Below are 20,937 nucleotides of genomic sequence, written 5' to 3'. Positions count from 1 at the left end.
CGAGATTCACGCGCCTCCCACCCTTCCGCCCGGCGCCCCGCCGGACATCGTCCCCCGCCGCCGTCTTCCCCTGGTGCACCCGGACCAGCCCCTCACATGTCCTGGTGCCCACGCACCACAGGCCGGGACGAGGCCATCCCCGCGCCACGCTCGGCAGCACCGCGCGCTCAGCAGAACAGTCTTGTCATCCGATCGGTTCCGATATATCGTTGAGCCATCGTGATGGATCGACAATGAAAGGAGCGTCACGATGAGGCATCACCGTGGGCATGAGTACTGCGGACCCGGTCGGCGCGACCGGGGGGACTTCGAGGAGCGGCGGGCGGCCTTCGGGCCGTTCGGGCCCGGGCCTGGCGGGTTTGGTGGGCCGCCCTTCGGGGGGCCTCCGTTCGGCGCGCGGGGGCGTGGTGGCGGCGGGCGTCGTGGGCGGGCGCGGCGGGGCGACGTGCGCGCCTCGATCCTGGCGCTGCTGGGGGACCGGCCGATGCACGGCTACGAGATGATCCAGGAGATCGCCGAGCGCAGCGGGGGAGCGTGGAAGCCGAGCCCCGGTTCGGTCTATCCGACGCTGCAGCTCCTCGAGGACGAGGGGATGATCAGCAGCGAGAGCGACGGCGGCAAGAAGCTGTACGCGCTCACCGAGGCCGGGCGCACCGAGGTCGAGGCGGGGCCGCAGGCTCCGTGGGAAGAGGCCGGGCGCGGCATCGACTGGGAGGCCATGCAGGAGGTCCGGCAGGCCGGGTTCGGGCTGATGGAGGCGTTCGCACAGGTCTGGAAGACGGGCAGTCCCGAGCAGCGGCAGAAGGCGCTGTCGGTCATCAACGAGTCGCGCAAGCGGCTGTATCTGATCCTCGCCGAGGAGGATGACGGGGAGGCGGGCTAGGTCACCAGGGCGGCGAGTTTGCGCAGCGACTCGCTGAGTGCCGCGGTCGCCGAGTCCTTGAGCTTTCCGGCCATCAGGGACACCGCCGCCCCCGTGAAATCGCCGTCGACGCGGACCGTCGTCGCGTCCCCGTCCGGCGTCAGTGTGTAGCGCATGGCGAGGTTCACGCCCATCGGGCCCTTGCCCCGGGTGGCGAGCACCCGTCCGGGTGTGTACTCCTCGACGGTCCAGGTCACTTCGGCGGGGAAGCCCATCAGCTTCATGTTCTCCTGGTAGGTCGCCGCGGTCTCGAGCGAGGCGGGGGCGCCCTGGGGGAAGCCGGTGTGGGTGACGTTCCAGTCGCCGTACGCGGAGAAGTCCGTGAGCTGGTCCCATACCTTCTCGGCCGGTGCCTCGATGCGTGTCTGCGCGCTGACCTCGGCCATGGGGCTATGTCCCTTCCGGGCGTCCGGCGGCGGGGCTGAGCACCGTAGCCCCGCCGCGTGGAACATTCAACGCTGACGGGACATCAGTTCCCGGTCCTCGGGCGGAGCGCGGCCGCAGCCGCTGGAGGCGGCGCGCCCGGGGCGGGCGTGCCAGCAGCCGGTCGACGTGCTCCCGGCGCAGCCCGTGCGCGGGGTCGATGGGCAGCAGCAGCCGGTCGCGCCGCAGGCGGGACCGGGACACCAGCCGCTCCGGCATCACATCGTCCACCCAGGCGAACGGGCGGCCCGCGGCGTACCGCAGGATCGGCGCCCATTTGCGGCCCGTGAAGAGGTCGAGGACCGGCAGCTTCGGATCGTCCGGCCGCGGCTGGTAGCCGGTGAACTCCACGACCGGGAGCTGGGGCAGTTCGAGGAGTGGCGCGATATGGCGGTTGGCGTGGTGTTCCCAGGTCGTGGCCCAGACGAGTTCGTAGGTGGAGGACAGCTCGCGCAGCCAGTCGGCATGGGTGGCGGAGAGGAGGACGGTGAAGTCGAGGATGTGGTAGGCGGTGAACCCGTCGGTCGGCAGGACCGGGTTGAGGACGCCGTCGATGTCCAGGAAGAGCAGCGGCCGGGCGGTCATAGGACTCCTTGGCGGCACTGTGCGGCGGAAAGACGCGGTTGTGAGTGGGGGACGGCGCCCGGGGCCGCGACGGTTGCGTGCCGCGGGAGTTTCGAGGGGTTTCGGAGTCGGGAGAAAGGCCGGGTTCTCTCCTCCTCGAGGATGATTTCCGGTCATCGGTGCCCAACTACCGTGGGATCCGCACATGCTTCCCGCTGAGGACGCTTCGGCCTCAAGGGACTGATGGGGTGAGAGCGTGCGAAGTCCTACCCTTTCCGCTTCATCCGACTCGGCCGGTGCCGGGTTCGAGGGCCGGCTGAGCGAGCGGCTGACCGCCGTGGCCACGGGAGCCCGTCGGCGCGCCGTACGCGACGGGGACAAACAGCTCGACACGGCCCATCTGCTGCACACCCTGGTCGAGAACGACCCGCGGGTGTGGGACGCGTTCGCCGGCGGCCCGCCCCAAGTGGTGCGGCTGCTCGGCTATCTGGCGCAGCGCACCATCGGCTACGGACTCCGGTGGAGCGGCACGGTCGAGACCTCCGCGACCGGCGCCGGTGACGAGGTGCCCGGCTGGTCCCCGGCGTCCGCGGCCGCGATGGCGGCGGCGGTCGGGCGCGCCGCGGCGCGGGGCGTGCTTCTCGCCGAGGGCCCGGACCTCCTCGCCGCGCTGACGTACGACCGGGAGTGCCGGGCCGCGGAGGTGCTGCGGCGGGCCGGGGTGGATGTGGATCTGCTGGTCACGGCGCTGGACGGCGAACCGTGCCAGTTGCAAACGGGGTGACGGTCCTGACGTCCGGCTGACATGATGGCCCGATGCACAGCACCCAAGGCCGGCGCCATGATCGGGGAAGGGGTGTCGGTCTGGGGCTCGCCCTGGTCTCGGCGCTCGCGTTCGGCGGCTCGGGCGTCGCCGCCAAACCGCTGATCGGGGCGGGGCTCGAGCCGCTGCAGGTCACCTGGTTGCGGGTGACGGGCGCGGCCCTCGTCATGCTGCCCCTGGTCTGGCGGCACCGTCGGCTGCCGCTGCGCCGCCCCGGACTGCTCCTGGGCTTCGGCCTGCTGGCCGTGGCGGGCGTCCAGGCGTTCTACTTCGCCGCGCTCTCGCGCATCCCGGTCGGGGTCGCGCTGCTCGTCGAGTACCTCGCGCCCGCGCTGGTGCTGGGCTGGGTCCGGTTCGTCCAGCGGCGGCCGGTGAGCCGGTCGGCGGCGGTCGGCGTCGTCCTCGCCGTGGGCGGGCTCGCGTGTGTGGTGGAGGTGTGGTCCGGGCTGAGCTTCGACGCGCTGGGGCTGGTGCTCGCGCTCGGCGCGGCCTGCTGCCAGGTGGGCTACTTCGTCCTGTCCGACCACGGCAGTGAGGGGGAGGACGCGGCCGATCCGCTCGGCGTCATCGCCTACGGGCTGCTGATCGGCGCCGCGACGCTCACGGTGATCGCCCGGCCGTGGGAGGTGGACTGGCCGGTGCTCACCGGGCAGGCCGACCTCGCGGGCACGCGGGTGCCAGCGGTGCTGCTGCTGGGCTGGATCGTGCTGGTCGCCACGGTGGTCGCGTATCTCACCGGAGTGCTCTCGGTACGTCGGCTGTCGCCGCAGGTGGCAGGGGTGGTGGCCTGTCTGGAGGCCGTCGTCGCGACGGTGCTGGCCTGGGTGCTGCTGGACGAACACCTGGGCACGGCCCAGGTCGTCGGCGGTGTGGTGGTGCTGGCCGGGGCGCTCATCGCGCAGACGTCGGCACCGAAGGCGGCGCAGGCGGAGCCGGTGGCGGCGGGGCCGTCCCCCGCCGCGCCCGCGCCCGCCGCGTCCGAGACGGGGCACCGCCGCGCGGCGGCGAACGAGCCCCCGAACGGCCGCCCCGGGGACCCGGCTCCGTAGCGCATCACCCGCTAGCTCAGCGACGCGAGATAGCCGGGTACGGCCGTGCCCGGCGCGAGGTCGTCCGCGGGGATCGGCGCGCCGTAGGTCCGGGCGACCGGGACCACGCCGCTCCAGTACGGAAGCGCCATGTCCTCGGGTTCGTCGTTGGGGCCGCCGGTGCGGATCTTGGCCGAGACCTCGTCGAGGTCGAGGCGGAGCACGGCGGTGGCGGCCAGCTCCTTCGCGTTCGCGGGGCGGGAGTCCGCGGCCCGGCCCGGCACCACATGGTCCACGATCGCGTCGAGCGCCGCCGCGCGCTCGGCCCCGTCGCGCACCTGATGGGCGGTGCCGTGCACCACCACCGAGCGGTAGTTGAGCGAGTGGTGGAACGCCGAGCGGGCGAGCACCAGGCCGTCGAGGTGCGTGACCGTGAGGCACACCGGCAGCCCCGGATCCTCGGCGCCCGCCATCCGCAGCGGGCGTGAGCCGGACGAGCCGTGGACGTAGAGACGGGTCCCGGACCGGGCGTAGAGGGTCGGCAGGACGACCGGGGCGCCGTCGCGTATGAAGCCCAGGTGGCAGACGTACCCCTCGTCGAGGATCGCGTGCACCACGTCCTTGTCGTACGAGGCGCGTTCCCGGGCGCGGGTCGGGGTGGTGCGGTCGGTCGCGGCGTAGACGGTGTCGTCCGGTCCGGTGGGCCGTTCGGCGGGCGGCTCGGTGGTCGCACTCATTTGCGTTCTCCATTGCACTAGTGCAAACTGTGTTTTGTGCTAGGAGAATATCCGATCGAAGGGCGTGGCGCAGCGGAGATCGCGGCCAGCGTGGAGCGGGCGGTCGGCGCCGGGGCGCTGGCGCCCGGCCAACCGCTGCCGCCGCAGCGGGAGTTGGCCACGCGGCTGGGCGTCAATCCGAACACCGTCGCGGCCGCCTATCGCGTCCTGCGTGAGCGCGGGGTGATCGAGACGGCGGGCCGCCGGGGCACCCGGGTGCGGGCGCGCCCCGCGAGCACACCCCGCGAATGGCTCCGGGTCGAGGCCCCCGGCGCACGCGACCTCGCGACCGGCAACCCCGACCCCGCCCTGCTGCCGCCGCTCGGCGCGGCCCTCGCGGAGGCCGCGGCGCGCGCCGCCGACGGCCCCACGCTGTACGGCGCGCCGGGGGTCGCCCCCGGCCTCGGCGCGTCGGCGCGTGCCGCGTTCGACGCGGACGGCGTGCCGGACGGGCCCGTCGCCGTCACCTCCGGCTCGCTCGACGCCATCGAACGCGTCCTCGCCGCCCATCTGCGGCCCGGTGACGCGGTCGCCGTCGAGGACCCCGGCTGGGGCAGTCTGCTCGACCTGATCCCGGCACTCGGGCTGCGCACCGTTCCCGTCGGGCTCGACGACGACGGGCCGCTGCCGGAGGAGGTGGAGCGGGCGCTGCGGCAGGGGGCGCGGGCGCTCGTCGTCACCGACCGGGCGCAGAACCCGACGGGCGCGGCGGTGAGCGCGGCGCGCGCCCGCGAGCTGCGCGCCGTCCTCGCCGGTCACCCCGGCGTGGTGCTCATCGAGGACGACCACGGCCACGGCATCGTGGATCTGCCCCTGCACCCGCTCGCGGGCGGCACGGACCACTGGGTCCTGGTCCGCTCCACCGCCAAGGCGTACGGCCCCGATCTGCGCCTCGCCGTGCTCACCGGGGACGCCGTCACCCTGGACCGGCTGCGCGGGCGGCAGCGCCTCGGCCCCGGCTGGGTCAGCCATCTGCTGCAGGACACCGTGACGCGGCTGTGGCGGACCGGCGCGGTGGACGCGGCGGCGGTCGCGGCGGCGTACGACACGCGCCGCGACGCCCTGGTGAGGGCCCTGCGGGAGCGGGGGGTCACCGCGCACGGGCGCAGCGGGATGAACGTCTGGATCCCGGTGCCCGACGAGACCGGCGCGGTGGCCCGCCTGTTGTCCGCGGGCTGGGCGGTCGCCCCGGGCGCCCGGTTCCGGGTGGCCTCGGGGCCGGGACTGCGGCTGACGGTCTCTCCGCTGCGCCCCGGCGAGGTGGCCGGGCTCGCCGGCGCGGTGGCGTCGGCGGTGGCGAGGGGGCCGGTTCCGGCGGGACGGATGGACTGATGCGGCCCGTGTCGCCCGGGGAGTTACCGGCGCTGGGAGAGGGCCGCGCCGACGAGGATGATCAGCGCGCCCACGGGCGTGTTCCAGCTGAGGTGTTCGCCGAGGATCAGCACGCCCGCTGCCGTGGCGATCACCGGCACGAAGTACGTCACCATCATCGCCGTCGTCGGGCCGACCTCAGCCACCAGGCCGTACTGGATCAGGAAGGCAACGCCCGTGCCCAGGGCGCCGAGGGCGAGCACCGACAGCAGGGGGAGGACGGGATAGGAGCCGGGGGCCGGGGCGGCGAGCGGGGCGGCCACCGCCAGCTGGACCGTGCCGAGCAGCAGCTGGCCGGAGGACATGGCCAGATGGGAGTTCCCGGTGTCGGCGAGCGTACGGCGGACGTAGGCCCAGCCGATCGCGTAGCTGAGCGAGGCGGTGAGCGCGAGGGCGGTGCCCACCGGGTCCTGGCCGGAGAAGCCCTGCCACGCGCCCAGCACGATCAGCACGCCGGTGAAGCCGAGGCCCAGGCCCGCGACACGTTGCCGGGTCGGGCGGTCGTCGGAGACGACGGCCACCGCGACGACCATGCCCCACAGCGGCGAGGCGGCGTTGCAGATCCCGGCCAGGGTGGAGGGGATGGTCGTCTCGGCGTAGGCGAAGAGCGAGAACGGAAGCGCATTGAGGAAGAACGCGGCCACGGCTAGGTGGCCCCACACCCGGGCCCCGCGCGGCAGCCGCTCCCGCTTCACCACCGCGACCGCGAGGAGGACGGCCGTGCCGAACAGCATCCGCCCGAGCGTGACGTACAGCGGCGCGAACGCCTCGGTGCCCACCTTGATGAACAGGAAGCTGAAACCCCAGACCAGGGCGAGCACGCCGAAGCGGATCCGCCAGTCGAGCAACCGTCGTGGGCGGGCGGCGGATGCGGGGGGCTGCTCGGTGGCAGACGAGGACGCCGCGGTGGTCGCTGAGGTCATGGCCTCTACATTGCGGGCTGCAACTTCTTAGAACAAGCGAGAATTCATGTGCGTTATCGCGTAGCATTGCTTACATGAATCTGGATCGCCTGCGCACTTTGTATGCCGTGGCCCGGCACGGTTCCGTGAGCGGCGCGGCCGAAGGACTGCATGTCACCACCTCGGCCGTCTCCCAGCAGCTCTCGAAGCTGGAGCGGGAGACCGGGCAGCAGCTGCTCGCCAAGAACGGCCGCGGGGTGCGGCTCACCGATGCCGGGCGGCTGCTCTCCGATCACGCGGCGCGGATCCTGTCCCAAGTGGAGCTGGCCCAGGCGGACTTGGAGGCCCAGCGCGGACACGCCGTCGGTGAACTGCTGCTGGGCGCCTTCCCGACCGCCGTCCGCGGCCTGTTCCCCGCCGCGCTGGAGCGGATGCGGTCCGACCATCCCCAGCTGCGCGCCCGGTTGCAGGAGATGGAGCCGGACGAGTCGGTGCCCGCGGTGGTGCGCGGCGACATCGACCTGGCCGTCGTCCTCGACTGGTACAACAAGCCGCTGCCGGTGCCCGGCGGGCTGGTCAAGGCGGCGCTGCTGGACGACCTGGTGGACGTGGCGATGCCCGCGGACCACCCCTTCGCCGACCGTTGCGCGGTCGAGCCGGAGGACTTCGTGGACGACGAGTGGGTGTCCTGGCCCGAGGGCGGGTTCTGCTACGACTGGCTGATGGTGACCCTGCGCGGCAAGGGCATCGAGCCGCACATCCGGCACACCGCGCGGGAGCATCAGACCCAGCTCGCGCTGATCGCCTCCGGGCTCGGGATCGGCGTCATCCCGCGGCTCGGCCGGGGCCCGGTGCCCGAGGGCGTGCGGATGGTGCCGGTGAGCCCGCCCACGATGCGGCGGCATGTCTACGCGATCTGGCGCGCCGACGCCGACCGCAGGCCCTCCATCCGCGCGGCGGTGGATGTGCTGCGGTCGGTGGGGGAGAAGGTCGTCGACTGACCGGCAGGGCCCGGCGCGTACGTACGGCCCGGCCCCCGGTGCGGCGTGCTCAGCCCTGGGGCAGCTTGCGGAAGTCCCAGGAGCTGACCGTGTCCGGGGTCAGCCGCAGCCACGCGTGGCGCCCGTCGTGCGGCATGGCGTCGAGACCGAAGTACTTCGCCGCGAACATCCGCTCCGGCGCGTCGAGTTCGGGGCACGGCGCGCCCGAGCGCGGCGCCTCGCCGACGAAGACGGCCTCGCCGCTCAGCTCGGCGCCGCGCAGCTCGTCGTAGTCGTGCCCGTCGTCGACGATCACCGAGATCCGGGGATCGCGGCGCAGCTCGGCCCAGCGGCGGCTGCGGGTCAGGGAGTAGAGCCACAGGGCCGTGCCGTCCCAGGCGAACCACAGCGCGCTGATATGGGGCCGCCCGTCCTCGGACACGGTCGCGACCCGGCAGGTGCGCTGTTCGGCGAGGAAGGCGTCCAGCTCGGCCGGGGTCAGCATGATGCGGCGTCCCCGCCGCTGGGTGACGGTCATCCGCACAGAATCGCGACTCTTCCCTCCACATGCAATGGCCGTTACTCTCCCGGCGCGAGAAGCCAGGAGGCCGCCGTGTCGCTTTCCGAACTGCTCCGGCCCGAGGGCTGTGCCCTGCTCACCGTGGAGTGCCAGCGCGGCGTCGTGGGTCCGGGCAGCGCGCTGCCCGAACTCGCCGCCGAGGCCCGGGAGTCCGGCGCACTCGGGCGTGTCGCCCGATTGGTGTCGGCCGCCCACGACACGCGCGTACAGGTGCTGCACGCGGTGGCCGAGCGGCGCGCCGACGGGCGGGGCGCGAACCGCAACGCCCCGCTGTTCCGGGCCGCCGAGCGGCTGCCGGTGCGGCAGCTCACCGGGAGCGAAGCGGTACGGATCGCGGAACCGGTCCCGGTCGGCGCGGAGGATCTGCTGGTGCGGCGGCTGCACGGCCTGTCGCCGCTCGCCGGGACCGGCGTGGACGCGCTGCTGCGCAATCTGGGCTGCCGCACCCTGGTCATCGTCGGCGTGTCGGCCAATGTGGCGATACCCAACGCCGTGTTCGACGCGGTCAACCTCGGCTATACGGCCGTGGTGCCCGCGGACGCCATCGCCGGGGTGCCCGCCTCGTACACCCCGGCCATGGTCCGTCACACCCTCGCCCTCGTCGCGACCGTCACCTCGACCGAGGACGTCCTCGCCTGCTGGCAGGCGGTCAGGCCATCTTGATCGACGTGCCCTCCACCTTGATCTTGGCGCCGGGCAGCGCCTTCGTGGCCGGTCCGCCCTTCGGGCTGCCGTCGCTGATGTCGAACTTGCTCTGGTGGCACGGGCAGTTGATGGTCCCGTCCGAAACGTCGCCGACCGAGCACCCCTGGTGGGTGCAGATCGAGGAGAACGCCTTGAACTGCCCGGAGGAGGGCTGGGTCACCACGACCTTGTGATCCTTGAAGACCATGCCGCCGCCCTCCGGTATCTGGGAGGTCTTGGCCAGCTCCATTCCGCCTCCGCCGCCCTGCGAGGCGTCGCCTCCCGCGCCCGACTGCCCGGACCCGGCCGACTCCTGTGCGGAACCGGCGTTCTGTGATTCCCCCGACCCGCTGCTGTCTTCCTTACCGCAGGCCGTGAGGGCGGCGGCCAGCCCGGCCGCTCCGGCAGCGGAGACGACGGCACGACGGGTGGTGCCCCATCCGGTGGTTTCCGGCTGCGTCATGGTGGTGCCTCCTGATCCAGGGACGTTTCGATTCCATACGCAGCGCGGCGCTCATGTGTTCAACCGTCGCGCGGCCTGTTGTCGATCCGGGCAGGGTCGAACACGGAGAGATCCGGGCACCGATGGATGGACAGGCACACCAGGCGCCGGGCCGACGGGCCCGGCGCCGGAGCGTCGACGGCGAGAGAGGAAGACGATGGTCGCACCGGAACCGGAGCCGGAAGTGGAACCGGAAGTGGCACGCCAGTGGATCGGTGTACCCGCCGAGTCCACCGTGGGGGAGACCAGGGTGGCGGCGACACCGGCCACCGTGGCCCGGCTTGCCGAGCTGGGGTATCACGTGGTCGTCGAACCAGGGGCGGGGGAGTCGTCCCGCTTCTCCGACGCGGCCTACGCGGAGGCGGGAGCCAGCCTGGGAGACCCCTGGTCGGCGTCGATCGTACTGAAGGTCAACGGCCCCTCGGGCGAGGAGATCGGGCGGCTGCGCGACGGGGCGACGCTGATCGCGCTCATCGGCCCCGCGCTCCACCCGGAGCTGGTCGAGGAGCTGGCCCGGCGGCCGATCACCGTACTCGCCATGGACGCCGTCCCGCGGATCTCACGCGCCCAGTCCCTGGACGTCCTGAGTTCGATGGCGAACATCGCCGGATACCGGGCCGTGGTCGAGGCCGCGCACGCCTTCGGCCGCTTCTTCACCGGCCAGGTGACCGCCGCGGGCAAGGTGCCGCCCGCCAGGGTGCTGGTGGCCGGTGCCGGGGTGGCCGGACTCGCGGCGATCGGCGCGGCGCGAAGTCTCGGCGCCGTGGTCCGCGCCACCGACCCCCGGCCCGAGGTCGCCGAGCAGGTGCGCTCGCTGGGCGGGGAGTTCCTGGAGGTACGGCCCGAACAGTCCGGGCACGGGGTGAGCACCGACGGCTACGCCAAGGCCACCTCGGACGACTACAACCGGCTCGCCGCGCGGCTGTACGCCGAGCAGGCCGCCGATGTCGACATCGTCATCACCACCGCTCTCATCCCCGGCAGACCGGCGCCGAAGCTGATCACCGCCGAGGACGTGGCGCGCATGAAGCCCGGCAGCGTGATCGTCGACATGGCCGCGGCCCAGGGCGGCAACGTCGAGGGAACGGTGGCGGGGAAGGCGGTCGTCACCGACAACGACGTGACGATCATCGGCTACACCGACCTGCCCGGCAGGCTCCCCGCCCAGGCGTCGCAGCTGTACGGCACCAACGTCGTCAACCTGATGAAGCTGCTCACCCCCGGCAAGGACGGGCGGCTCGTCCTCGACTTCGAGGATGTGGTGCAGCGGTCGATGACCGTGGTCCGCGAAGGCGAGAAGACCTGGCCGCCGCCACCGGTGCAGGTGTCCGCCGCGCCTGCGTCCGCCGAGGCACCGGAACCCGTCACACCGCCCGGCCAGGCGGCCGGAACCACACGTTCCGCGCGGTCCGGCTACGTCCTCGTCGGGGCCGGAGCCACGGCCCTGTTCCTGGTGAACGCCTTCTCGCCGAACCAGCTCATCGGCCACTTCCTGGTCTTCGTCCTCTCGATCGTGGTCGGCTTCTACGTCATCGGCAATGTGCACCACGCGCTGCACACCCCGCTGATGTCGGTCACCAACGCGATCTCCGGGATCGTCGTGGTCGGCGCGCTGCTCCAGATCGGGCACGCGAACACCGCGGTCACCGTGCTGTCGTTCGCCGCGATCCTGCTGGCGAGCATCAACATCTTCGGCGGATTCGCCGTCACCCGCCGCATGCTCGGCATGTTCTCGAAAGGCTGATCGCGGATGACCACCACCACGGCCGCACAGGCCGCCTACGTCGTCGCTGCGCTGCTGTTCATCCTCAGCCTCGCCGGACTCTCGCAGCACCGCACCTCCCGCTCCGGAGTGGTCTGGGGCATCGCGGGCATGGTTCTGGCGCTGGCCGCCACCATCGGTCTGGCCTCGCGGAGCATCTCCGCCACCGGTCTGGTGCTGATCGCCGTCGCCACGGTGGCCGGTGCGGCCATCGGACTGTGGCGCGCCCGCGTGGTCGAGATGACGGGCATGCCGGAACTGATCGCCGTCATGCACAGCTTCGTCGGCCTCGCCGCCGCGCTCGTCGGCTGGAACGGCTACCTCGATGTCGAAGCCGGGGGCCACGCCGGGCAGGAGGCGGCGGGCTCGCTGCTGCGCATCCACCACGCCGAGGTCTTCATCGGCGTGTTCATCGGCGCCGTCACCTTCACCGGCTCCGTCGTCGCCTATCTGAAGCTGTCGGGGCGGATCAAGTCCCGGCCGCTCATGCTCCCGGGCAGACACGTCCTCAACCTCGGCGCGCTCGTCGCGTTCGCCGTGCTCACCGCGGTGTTCGTCGCGCGCCCCCACATGGGACTGCTCATCGCGGTCACCGTGCTCGCCCTGGCGCTCGGCGCGCATCTGGTCGCCTCCATCGGCGGCGGCGACATGCCGGTGGTCGTCTCGATGCTCAACAGCTACTCCGGCTGGGCCGCGGCGGCCTCGGGCTTCCTGCTCGCCAACGACCTGCTGATCGTCACCGGCGCGCTGGTCGGCTCCTCCGGCGCGTACCTCTCGTACATCATGTGCAAGGCGATGAACCGCTCCTTCCTCTCGGTGATCGCGGGCGGCTTCGGGGCCCAGGTGGCGACGAGCGACGACGGCGACCACGGGGAGCACCGGGAGATCAGCGCGGAGGAGACCGCGGAACTGCTGCGCGCCGCCTCCTCGGTGATCATCACCCCGGGCTACGGCATGGCGGTCGCCCAGGCCCAGTACCCGGTCGCGGAGCTGGCGCGCAAGCTCCGCGAGCGCGGCATCGAGGTGCGCTTCGGCATCCACCCGGTCGCCGGACGGCTGCCCGGTCACATGAACGTGCTGCTGGCCGAGGCCAACGTGCCCTACGACATCGTCCTCGAAATGGACGAGATCAACGACGACTTCGCCGCCACCTCGGTCGTCCTGGTCATCGGCGCCAACGACACCGTCAACCCGGCGGCCACCGACGACCCGGGCAGTCCGATCGCCGGGATGCCGGTGCTGCACGTGTGGGAGGCGGCCGACGTCGTCGTCTTCAAACGCTCCATGGCCCCCGGGTACGCGGGGGTGCAGAATCCGCTGTTCTTCCGGGAGAACTCCTCCATGCTCTTCGGCGACGCCAAGCAGCGGGTGGAGGACATCCTGCGCAGCCTCGACGCCACCGACGCGTCGGCCGTGGCCATGGCGGCCACGGCCAACTGAAAGCCGCTCGACGGGCGGTTCAGCCGCCCTGCTGCGGGCGCGCCCGGACCAGGCCCGACTGGTAGGCGATCACGACCAGTTGGGCCCGGTCGCGGACGTCGAGTTTGGTCATGGCGCGCTGGATGTGGCTGCGCACGGTCAGCGGGCTGAGCACGAGCTGGTCGGCGATCTCGGCGTTGGACCTGCCGTGCGCGGCCAGCGCCATGACCTCGCGTTCCCGTTCGGTGAGGGCGGTGAGCCGTTCCGGGGACGCGAGCAGGGCGTCGGTGTCGGGGGTGGCGAGGAAGCGGGTGATGAGGGTCCGGGTCGCGGTGGGGGAGAGAAGGGAGTCCCCGGCCGCCACGGTGCGGATGCCCGACAGGAGGAGTTCCGGGCCGACGTCCTTGCCGAGGAAGCCGCTCGCCCCGGCGCGCAGGGCCTTGGCGACGTTCTCGTTGTTCTCGAACGTGGTGAGGATCAGGACGCGGGTGGCGGCGAGTTCCGGCCGGGCGCAGATGTCCGTGGTGGCGGTCAGCCCGTCGGTGCCCGGCATGCGGATGTCCATGAGGACCACATCGGGCTCGTGGGCCAGGGCGAGGTCGAGCGCCTCCTGCCCGTCCGTGGCCTCCGCGACGACGGTCAGGTCCGGTTCCGAGTCGATGAGGATGCGGAAGGTGGCCCGGAGCAGGGCCTGGTCGTCGGCGAGCAGGACGCGGATGGTCATGTGGCGATGCTTTCCTGGGGCTCGTTCAGCGGGAGGGCACAGGCGACTTCGAACCCGCCTTCCGGGCGGGGTCCGGCATCGAGGGTTCCCCCGGCGGACCGGGCGCGCTCGCGCATGCCGAGCAGTCCGTAGCCGCGTCCGGACCCGGCCGGTGCCGGGGTGCGGGGGGAGGCGGTGTCGTTGGTGATGGTGAGGGTCACGTCGTGGGGCGTATAGGCCAGCCGGACGTGGGCGTTGCGGGTGGGGGCGTGCTTGGTGACGTTGGTGAGCGCCTCCTGCACGATCCGGTACGCGGTCAGATCGAGCCCCGCCGGGAGCGGCCGGGGATGCCCGTCCACGGTGACGGCGACGTCCAGACCGGCCGCCGAGCAGGCGGCGACCAGGTCGGGCAGCTGCCGCAGGCCCGGTGCGGGGGTCAGGTCGTCGGTGTCGGTGTCCTGGTGCAGGAGTCCCACGGTGGCCTTGAGCTCGCGCAGCGCCGTGGCCGTGGTCTCGGACAGCTGCCCGAGGATCTCCAGCGCCTTGCCGGGGTTGGTCCGCGCGAGGTGGGTGGCGGTACCGGCCTGGGCGTTCGCCAGGGTGAGGTGGTGGGCGACGACATCGTGCAGTTCCCGGGCGATGCGCATGCGTTCCTGGATCACGTGGTGCCGTGCCTCCTCCTCCCGCTCGCGGGCGGCGTGCTCGGCCCGGGCGGCGGCGTACTCGCGGCGGACTCGTACGTAAGCGCCGAAGGCCGCCACCATGAGGATCCACGCGGCGGGGTTGATGATGCTGATGATGGGGTCCCTGAACGCGTTGCGGAACATGACGGTGAGGGCGATGCTCGCGGCGGCCGTCAGCGCGCTGTTCCACGTGGTTCTCCGGTCGCTGCGCAGACTCGTGACGTACTGCGCGGTCAGCGTCGGCCCCATCAGCAAGGGCGTCAGCAGGTAGCCCACCGCGCCCTGGAGCATGGTGCACAGCGTGGTCACGGCCAGGACCGGAAGGGGGTGGCCGCGCCGCCGGAGCAGAGCCGCGCAGGCGAGGGCGGACAGCGCGATGCCGGGCCACAGGGCGACGGGCTCGTCCACCACCGTGGAGGTGACCCAGACGCCCGTCACCGTGAAGGCGAACACCAGCGCCACGGTGACGGTCTCGACAGCCTTCGGGCGGCTCATCGCCCGGTGGTGCCAACGTGTGCTCATGGCACGTACTCCGAGGTAGGACCAGGGGGGACGAGGCGACAGCTGCGGGCCGCGGCGCCGTTGGGTACGGTACCGCGACCGCAGCGCGTACGTACGTGCGCGTCAGGTGCGCGCCCCTTCCCGCGCGCGGCTTTCGCTTTCGGCCGGACCGGAGTCGGGGCGGGCGGGCGGCGAGATGAGCCCGGAGCCCTCGACGTCGAGGTGGGGAAGCGCCTTGTCGAGCCAGCGGGGCAGCCACCACGCCTTCTCGCCGAGCAGGGCGAGGACCGCGGGCACGAGCGCCATGCGGACGACGAAGGCGTCGAAGAGCACCGCGACGGCGAGGCCGAAACCGATGGTCTTGATCATGGACTCGCCGGACGCGATGAACCCGGAGAAGACCGCGATCATGATGACGGCGGCGGCCACGACCACCCGGGCGCTGTGCCGGAACCCGCCGACGACCGCCTGTGCGGGCCGGTCCCCCTGGACGTACGCCTCCCGCATGCGGGCGACGAGGAACACCTCGTAGTCCATGGCCAGACCGAAGACGATGCCCACCAGGAAGATCGGCATGAGGCTCATGATCGGGCCGGTCTGCTCCACGCCCAGCAGCTCCGCGCCCCAGCCCCACTGGAAGACCGCCACGACCGCGCCGAGCGACGCCAGCACCGACAGCAGGAAGCCGAAGGCCGCCTTGAGGGGCACGAGGACGGAGCGGAAGACCACCATGAGCAGCAGCAGCGCCAGCAGGACGATGACCGTCAGATAGGGCACCAGCGCGTCCTGCAGGGCGCTCGCGACGTCGATGTTCATCGCGGTGCTGCCGGTGACCTCGAAGGTCGCTCCGGTGTCCTTCTCCAGGCCGGTGCGCTCCGCGCGGATGGTGTGGACGAGGTTCTTGGTGGTCTCGTCGGTCGGGCCGGTCGCCGGGACCGCCGAGAACAGCGCGGTGTCGCCGTCCGCGTTGAACCGCGGGGGCGAGACGGATACGACGCCGTCGGTGCCCTTGATCGCCTCGGCGACGGTGCTCGCGGCCGTCCTGGGGTCGTCGGCGCCCCGCGCGTCCACGACGATGGTCAGCGGGCCGTTGAAGCCCGGGCCGAACCCGTCGGCGAGCGCGTCGTAGGCACGCCGCTCCGTCGTAGAGGTGGGCTTGGCCTCGGCGCCGGGCATGCCCATCTCCAGCTGGGCGGCGGGCAGGGCGAGCGCACCCAGGCCCGCCACGCAGGCCAGCAGCACCGTGACCGGACGGCGCAGCACGAACCGGGCCCACCGGGTGCCGCCGTTCGGCGCGCCCTCCGCGTCGGGCCTCGTGAGGGCGCCGCGCTTGCGTTCCCCGCGGGACAGGACGGCGTTCGGCCACATCCCGAGCAGGGCGGGCACCAGGGTCAGCGCGACCAGGACGGCGACGACGACGGCACCCGCGGCGCACAGGCCCATCTTCGTCAGCATCGGCACGCCCACCACGGACAGCCCGGCCAGCGCGATGACGACCGTCAGCCCGGCGAAGACCACGGCGGAACCCGCGGTACCGGCCGCGAGTCCGGCCGCCTCGCTCGGGTGGTGCCCGTTCGCCCGCTCCTCCCGGTAGCGGGAGACCACGAACAGGGCGTAGTCGATGCCGACCGCGAGCCCGAGCATCGAGGCGAGCGTGCCGGTGGTCACGTTCAGCCCGAAGGCGCTGCCCAGCGCCAGGATCGCGCACATGCTGACCCCGACGCCGATGACCGCGGTGAGCAGCGGAAGGCCCGCGGCCGCCAGCGAGCCGAAGGTGATCAGCAGCACGACGGCGGCCAGGGCGATGCCGATGCCCTCGGCCGGTCCTCCGGCGGCCGGTTGCGTGGCGAGCGCGCTGCCGCCCGCCTCGACCGTGAGCCCGGCGTCGCGGGCCTCGTCGATGGCCTTCTCCAGGGCGGCCTTGCTGGCGTCGGTGAGGTCGTCGGCCTTGGCCTTGTAGGTGACCGTGGCGTACGCCGTGGAGGCGTCCTCGCTCACCGCGTGCGCCTTGAAGGGGTTCACGGCACCGGCCACTTGGGGCCCGTCGGCGGCCTCGGCCACCAGCTTGTCGATGGCGGCGTGGAACCCGGAGGCGGTCACCTTCGCCCCGTCCGGGGCGATGAAGACGATCCGCGCGTCGGCGCCGTTGGCGTCCGGCCCCGGGAAGCGTTCCCCGATCAGGTCGAACGCCTTCTGCGCCTCGATGCCGGGCATGAAGGACGTGCCGTCGTCACCGGCCGCCGGTGCCTTGGCGGCGGCGGCCCCGACCGCGCCGAGGATCACCGCCCACAGCAGTGCCACGAGGCGGCGCCGCCGGAAGGCGGTACGGCCTAGTCGATACAGGAAGGTAGCCACGTGTCTGGGATCTCCGCATCCGTTTGTGCGTACCGCCTCAGACTCCCCGGCACGGGCCCCGCTCCGCGTCGTGCCCCTACGGGCACTTGCGCCTGCTGGCAGGGCATGAGGCGGCGCGGTGTCTCCTCCTCAGGTAGGACGGTGTAAAGGAAACCTTGACGCCCACGGTCTGTAAAGGCATCCTTTACGTGTGGTCGATTCATCGATGAGCCTGGCTTCCCTGACCGTCCTGCTGGCCGAGCGCGCGTCGTCCCTGGCCGAGGCGGTGGGCAGCCCGCTGGCTCCGCCGGACTACCTCGACCTGGTCCGGCGCTCGCGGGACCTGGACGAACTGGCGGAACAGATTCTCAAGCTGTGCACGCAGCAGTCCCGGGACGCCGGACACACCTGGCAGGAGATCGGGGACCTGCTCGGAGTGACCCGTCAAGCCGCCTTCCAGCGGTTCGGCAAGCCCATCGATCCCCGGACGGGAGAACCCATGGACAAGACCGTTCGCATGGCCGACGCCGCGGAGCGCGCCGTCAAGATCGTCACGGACGTCCTCGAAGGACGCATGGACGAAGCGAGGGAGTCTTTCAACGCTCAGGTCCGGGAGGCGTTCACCGACGAGGTGCGGGGCAGTGGCATGGCCACGGTCGCGGGTCTGGTGGGCGCGTTCGAGGGCTTCGGCGAGCCGGAACCGTTCGTCCGGCGCATCGGCGACCACACGGTCGTCGACATCCCGCTGCGCTACGAGGCGGGGGAGATGAAGGCCCGGGTGGCGTTCGACGACGACGAGAAGGTCGCCGGTCTCACCATCCTGCCCGCCGAAGTCCCCTGATTCGTAAGGCCGGCAACTCGGATAGCCTGGCAAAATGCTGACCGAAGTGACGGCCACCCGCTATGTCACGCCCTTGCGTGAGGGCGGGTCGCTCCCCGGCATCGTCGAGGCCGATGATCTCGGCACGTATGTCATGAAGTTCGTCGGCGCGGGCCAGGGCCGGAAGACCCTCGTCGCCGAGGTCATCTGCGGACAGCTGGCCCGCCGCCTGGGGTTGCGCGTCCCGGAGCTGGCGCGGATCCAGCTCGATCCGGTGATCGGGCTGAGCGAGCCGGACGAAGAGGTGCAGGAGCTGCTCAAGGCCAGCGGCGGGCTCAACCTGGGCATGGACTACCTGCCCGGCTCGCTCGGCTTCGACCCGCTGGCCTTCGAGGTGGGCGCGGCGGAGGCCGGACGGGTGGTGTGGTTCGACGCGCTCGTCGGCAATGTGGACCGCTCCTGGCGCAACCCCAACATGCTGGTGTGGCACGGCAAGCTGTGGCTCATCGACCACGGCGCCACGATGATCTGGCACCACAGCTGGCGCGGTCTGGACGCGGCCGCCACCAAGCCGTACGACGCCTCCGACCACGTACTCGCCCCCTTCGCCCCGGACGTGGCGGCGGCCGCCGAGGCGCTCGCGCCGCGGATCACCGAGGAACTGCTGACCGAGGTCACCGCCGACGTCCCCGACGTGTGGCTGGCCGGTGAGCCCGGCTTCGACAGCCCGGACGCGGTGCGCCGCGCCTATGTGCGCGTGCTGCTGGAGCGGGCCGCGGCCGTCGGTGAAAGGATCACGCTCGGGGAGCGCTCCGCTGACGGGCCGTCGAAGGCTCCCGACTGGCTGCGCGTATGGGTCGACGGAAGGGCGGCGAAGTGAGCGGGCTGCAGCAGGACCGGGATGTCTTCGAGTACGCGCTGGTGCGCGTCGTCCCCCGGGTGGAGCGCGGTGAGCTGATCAACGCGGGCGTCGTCGTCTACTGCCGCGCGACGTCCTTCGTGGCGGCCCGCACCCATCTGGACGAGAACCGGCTGCTCGCGCTCGATCCGTCGGCGGACGTGGCGGGCGTACGGGCCGCGCTGCGCGCGGTGGAGGGCATCTGCCGCGGCGGGGAGCAGGCCGGTCAGGCGGCCGGTGACGCCCCGGGGCGGCGGTTCCGCTGGCTGGTCGCGCCGCGCTCCACGGTCGTCCAGCCGGGCCCGGTGCACACCGGGCTGACCACGGACGCGGAGGCGGAGGTCGAGCGGCTGCTCGACCTGTTGGTGCGCTGACGGGCAAGGGTGAGCAAGGGCATCACAGCGGGTCGTTGACAGTCGGCGGCGGGCCTCATAGCGTCTCGTCCACTGAAGAGACTAAGCGGTTGCTCACTTCCCGGCGCCGGGAGGGTGAGCCGCCACTCGAGGCGAGGAGACCCCGCATGTCCACCAACGAGCAGCGTGTCGCCATCGTGACGGGCGCCGCCCGCGGCATCGGCGCGGCGACCGCCGTGCGGCTGGCCGAGGAGGGCCGCGCCGTCGCCGTGCTCGACCTCGACGAGGCGTCCTGCGCGGAGACCGTGGAGAAGATCACCGCGGCGGGCGGCAAGGCCATCGCCGTGGGCTGCGACGTATCCGACGCGGAGCAGGTGGAGGCCGCGGTCGGGCGGGTCGCCGAGGAGCTGGGCGCGCCGACGATCCTGGTGAACAACGCCGGTGTGCTGCGGGACAATCTGCTCTTCAAGATGAGCGAGTCCGACTGGGACACCGTGATGAACGTGCATCTGCGGGGCGCGTTCCTGATGTCGCGCGCGTGTCAGAAGCACATGGTGGATGCCGGGTTCGGGCGGGTCGTCAACCTCTCCAGCAGCTCGGCGCTCGGCAACCGCGGCCAGGTCAACTACTCCGCGGCCAAGGCCGGTATGCAGGGCTTCACCAAGACCCTCGCCATCGAGCTGGGCAAGTTCGGCGTCACCGCCAACGCCGTGGCGCCCGGCTTCATCGCCACCGACATGACCGCCGCGACCGCCGACCGCGTCGGCATGGGCTTCGATGACTTCCAGAAGGCCGCCGCGAGCCAGATCCCGGTGCAGCGCGTCGGGCAGCCGGACGACATCGCGAACGCCGTCGCCTTCTTCACCGGGGACGCCGCCGGGTTCGTCTCCGGCCAGGTGATGTACGTGGCCGGCGGCCCGCTCAACTGATCAGGAGCTTGACGAATCCCATGACCAAAGAGATCGCAGCGGACAGCGGCAAGGCCGCGCTCGTCACCGGGGCCAGCCGTGGCATCGGCTACGGCATCGCCGAGGCGATGGTGGCGCGCGGCGACCGGGTGTGCATCACCGGCCGCAACGAGGACGCCCTGAAGGAGGCCGTCGAGCGGCTGGGTGCCGACCGGGTGATCGGCGTCCCCGGCAAGGCCCACGACGAGGCGCACCAGGCGGCCGCCGTCGCGCGCGCGATGGAGGCGTTCGGGCGCGTCGACTACCTCGTCAACAACGCCGGTACGAACCCGGTCTACTCGCCCATCGCCGAACTCGACCTCGGGGTGATACGCAAGGTCTTCGAGACCAATGTCGTCTCGGCGCTCGGCTTCGCCCAGCAGACCTGGAAGGCGTGGCAGAAGGAGAACGGCGGCGCGATCGTCAACATCACCTCCGTCGCCGGAATGACCCCCTCGCCGTTCATCGCCGCGTACGGCGTCTCCAAGGCCGCGATGATCAACCTCACGGTGCAGCTCGCCCATGAATTCGCGCCGGGCGTGCGGGTCAACGCGATCGCTCCCGCCGTGGTGAAGACCAAGTTCGCCACCGCCCTGTACGAGGGGCGGGAGGCGGAGGCCGCCGCGGCGTATCCGCTCGGGCGGCTCGGCGTACCGGAGGACATCGGGGGCGCGGCCGCGTTCCTCACCTCCGAGCAGGCCGCGTGGATCACCGGCCAGACGCTCGTCGTCGACGGCGGTGTCTTCCTCAACGCGGGCGTCGGCTGACCGCCCGCCACGCATCGGCGCCGTTGACGGCGGCGGGGGGGGGGGGGGGGGGGGGGGGGGGGGGGGGGGGGGGGGGTGGGTGTGGGGGGGGGGGGGGGGGGGGGGGGGGGGGATCGGCACGCCCAGGCTGCCGAGCACCTTAGGCAGGTTGGTGGACTTTGCGTAGACCCGCAGGCTCGGCTTCGAGATCCGCTT

General features: G+C 72.2%; 22 protein-coding genes and 1 pseudogene. 13 read left to right on the top strand and 10 right to left on the bottom strand.

Annotated elements, in window-relative coordinates; genetic code table 11:
- Positions 1–250 precede the first annotated feature (250 nt).
- Positions 251–883: a PadR family transcriptional regulator gene (locus ACZ59A_RS33255; protein WP_470966462.1), complete on the top strand. Its 633-nt coding sequence runs from the start codon at positions 251–253 to the stop codon at positions 881–883.
- Here ACZ59A_RS33255 and ACZ59A_RS33250 read toward each other — a convergent pair.
- Both ACZ59A_RS33250 and ACZ59A_RS33245 read right to left on the bottom strand, forming a co-directional pair.
- Positions 880–1,308 (bottom strand): type II toxin-antitoxin system Rv0910 family toxin, encoded by a 429-nt coding sequence (locus tag ACZ59A_RS33250; protein ID WP_470966459.1) that lies wholly within the window; start codon positions 1,306–1,308, stop codon positions 880–882. The two genes, ACZ59A_RS33255 and ACZ59A_RS33250, sit on opposite strands and share 4 nt — an antisense overlap.
- A 4-nt stretch (positions 1,309–1,312) precedes the next feature.
- The gene (locus ACZ59A_RS33245) at positions 1,313–1,930 is read right to left on the bottom strand and encodes an HAD domain-containing protein (RefSeq protein WP_470966457.1); all 618 of its coding nucleotides are present in this window, start codon (positions 1,928–1,930) and stop codon (positions 1,313–1,315) included.
- A gap of 235 nt (positions 1,931–2,165) precedes the next feature.
- On the opposite strand from ACZ59A_RS33245, the gene ACZ59A_RS33240 reads away from it, so the two are divergent.
- Entirely contained in the window at positions 2,166–2,693 is a 528-nt protein-coding gene (locus tag ACZ59A_RS33240; RefSeq protein WP_470966454.1) for a Clp protease N-terminal domain-containing protein, read from the top strand.
- Between the two features lie 32 nt (positions 2,694–2,725).
- Positions 2,726–3,781, top strand: a complete 1,056-nt coding sequence (locus ACZ59A_RS33235; protein WP_470966452.1) for an EamA family transporter — start codon at positions 2,726–2,728, stop codon at positions 3,779–3,781.
- Between the two features lie 11 nt (positions 3,782–3,792).
- Here ACZ59A_RS33235 and ACZ59A_RS33230 read toward each other — a convergent pair whose 3' ends face one another.
- Positions 3,793–4,497, bottom strand: a complete 705-nt coding sequence (locus ACZ59A_RS33230; RefSeq protein ID WP_470966450.1) for a pyridoxamine 5'-phosphate oxidase family protein — start codon at positions 4,495–4,497, stop codon at positions 3,793–3,795.
- Between the two features lie 36 nt (positions 4,498–4,533).
- Between ACZ59A_RS33230 and ACZ59A_RS33225 the strand changes: the two genes are divergently transcribed.
- The gene (locus ACZ59A_RS33225) at positions 4,534–5,868 is read left to right on the top strand and encodes an aminotransferase class I/II-fold pyridoxal phosphate-dependent enzyme (protein ID WP_470966447.1); all 1,335 of its coding nucleotides are present in this window, start codon (positions 4,534–4,536) and stop codon (positions 5,866–5,868) included.
- Positions 5,869–5,891: 23 nt separating this feature from the next.
- Here ACZ59A_RS33225 and ACZ59A_RS33220 read toward each other — a convergent pair whose 3' ends face one another.
- Positions 5,892–6,830 (bottom strand): DMT family transporter, encoded by a 939-nt coding sequence (locus ACZ59A_RS33220; protein WP_470966445.1) that lies wholly within the window; start codon positions 6,828–6,830, stop codon positions 5,892–5,894.
- Positions 6,831–6,904: 74 nt separating this feature from the next.
- Here ACZ59A_RS33220 and ACZ59A_RS33215 point away from each other — a divergent pair, with 74 nt between their 5' ends.
- Positions 6,905–7,810 carry a LysR family transcriptional regulator gene (locus ACZ59A_RS33215; protein WP_470966442.1) on the top strand — a complete coding sequence of 302 codons (906 nt, stop codon included), beginning with the start codon at positions 6,905–6,907 and terminating at the stop codon, positions 7,808–7,810.
- A 49-nt stretch (positions 7,811–7,859) separates the two neighbouring features.
- Here the strand turns inward: ACZ59A_RS33215 and ACZ59A_RS33210 are convergent, their stop codons facing one another.
- Positions 7,860–8,327, bottom strand: coding sequence for a pyridoxamine 5'-phosphate oxidase family protein (locus ACZ59A_RS33210; RefSeq protein WP_470966440.1), 468 nt, complete (start codon positions 8,325–8,327; stop codon positions 7,860–7,862).
- Positions 8,328–8,402: 75 nt separating this feature from the next.
- Between ACZ59A_RS33210 and ACZ59A_RS33205 the strand changes: the two genes are divergently transcribed.
- Entirely contained in the window at positions 8,403–9,032 is a 630-nt protein-coding gene (locus tag ACZ59A_RS33205) for an isochorismatase family protein (protein ID WP_470966438.1), read from the top strand.
- On the opposite strand, the gene ACZ59A_RS33200 is transcribed toward ACZ59A_RS33205, so the two are convergent.
- Positions 9,019–9,516 carry a Rieske (2Fe-2S) protein gene (locus tag ACZ59A_RS33200; protein WP_470966435.1) on the bottom strand — a complete coding sequence of 166 codons (498 nt, stop codon included), beginning with the start codon at positions 9,514–9,516 and terminating at the stop codon, positions 9,019–9,021. The genes ACZ59A_RS33205 and ACZ59A_RS33200 overlap by 14 nt on opposite strands.
- Positions 9,517–9,712: 196 nt before the next feature.
- On the opposite strand from ACZ59A_RS33200, the gene ACZ59A_RS33195 reads away from it, so the two are divergent.
- Both ACZ59A_RS33195 and pntB read left to right on the top strand, forming a co-directional pair.
- Positions 9,713–11,299: a Re/Si-specific NAD(P)(+) transhydrogenase subunit alpha gene (locus ACZ59A_RS33195; protein ID WP_470966433.1), complete on the top strand. Its 1,587-nt coding sequence runs from the start codon at positions 9,713–9,715 to the stop codon at positions 11,297–11,299.
- A gap of 6 nt (positions 11,300–11,305) precedes the next feature.
- Positions 11,306–12,757 (top strand): Re/Si-specific NAD(P)(+) transhydrogenase subunit beta, encoded by a 1,452-nt coding sequence (gene pntB, locus ACZ59A_RS33190; protein WP_470966430.1) that lies wholly within the window; start codon positions 11,306–11,308, stop codon positions 12,755–12,757.
- A 19-nt stretch (positions 12,758–12,776) separates the two neighbouring features.
- Here pntB and ACZ59A_RS33185 read toward each other — a convergent pair whose 3' ends face one another.
- From ACZ59A_RS33185 to ACZ59A_RS33175, 3 genes are all read right to left on the bottom strand, one after another.
- Positions 12,777–13,460, bottom strand: a complete 684-nt coding sequence (locus ACZ59A_RS33185; protein WP_470966428.1) for a response regulator — start codon at positions 13,458–13,460, stop codon at positions 12,777–12,779.
- Positions 13,457–14,644, bottom strand: a complete 1,188-nt coding sequence (locus ACZ59A_RS33180) for a sensor histidine kinase (protein ID WP_470966426.1) — start codon at positions 14,642–14,644, stop codon at positions 13,457–13,459. The genes ACZ59A_RS33185 and ACZ59A_RS33180 overlap by 4 nt, the downstream gene beginning before the upstream one ends.
- A 102-nt stretch (positions 14,645–14,746) precedes the next feature.
- Positions 14,747–16,978, bottom strand: a complete 2,232-nt coding sequence (locus tag ACZ59A_RS33175; protein WP_470966424.1) for an MMPL family transporter — start codon at positions 16,976–16,978, stop codon at positions 14,747–14,749.
- Between the two features lie 205 nt (positions 16,979–17,183).
- Here ACZ59A_RS33175 and ACZ59A_RS33170 point away from each other — a divergent pair, with 205 nt between their 5' ends.
- The 5 genes from ACZ59A_RS33170 (at position 17,184) to ACZ59A_RS33150 (ending at position 20,742) form a co-directional block, all read left to right on the top strand.
- Complete coding sequence (locus tag ACZ59A_RS33170; protein WP_470966421.1) at positions 17,184–17,798, top strand: DUF3887 domain-containing protein; 615 nt, start codon at positions 17,184–17,186, stop codon at positions 17,796–17,798.
- Between the two features lie 34 nt (positions 17,799–17,832).
- Positions 17,833–18,657, top strand: a complete 825-nt coding sequence (locus tag ACZ59A_RS33165; protein WP_470966419.1) for a HipA family kinase — start codon at positions 17,833–17,835, stop codon at positions 18,655–18,657.
- Positions 18,630–19,049, top strand: coding sequence for a DUF3037 domain-containing protein (locus ACZ59A_RS33160; protein ID WP_468044804.1), 420 nt, complete (start codon positions 18,630–18,632; stop codon positions 19,047–19,049). The genes ACZ59A_RS33165 and ACZ59A_RS33160 overlap by 28 nt, the downstream gene beginning before the upstream one ends.
- Before the next feature lie 146 nt (positions 19,050–19,195).
- Positions 19,196–19,957, top strand: coding sequence for a 3-oxoacyl-ACP reductase FabG (gene fabG, locus ACZ59A_RS33155; RefSeq protein WP_470966417.1), 762 nt, complete (start codon positions 19,196–19,198; stop codon positions 19,955–19,957).
- Between the two features lie 20 nt (positions 19,958–19,977).
- Positions 19,978–20,742 (top strand): SDR family oxidoreductase, encoded by a 765-nt coding sequence (locus ACZ59A_RS33150; protein ID WP_470966414.1) that lies wholly within the window; start codon positions 19,978–19,980, stop codon positions 20,740–20,742.
- 111 nt (positions 20,743–20,853) lie between these two features.
- On the opposite strand, the pseudogene rpsH reads toward ACZ59A_RS33150, so the two are convergent.
- Positions 20,854–20,937, bottom strand: a pseudogene (gene rpsH, locus ACZ59A_RS33145) (30S ribosomal protein S8); the annotation flags it as partial.

It is taken from the genome of Streptomyces sp. NPDC040405, assembly GCF_055595765.1.
This window is presented reverse-complemented; position numbering and strand designations above follow the sequence as displayed.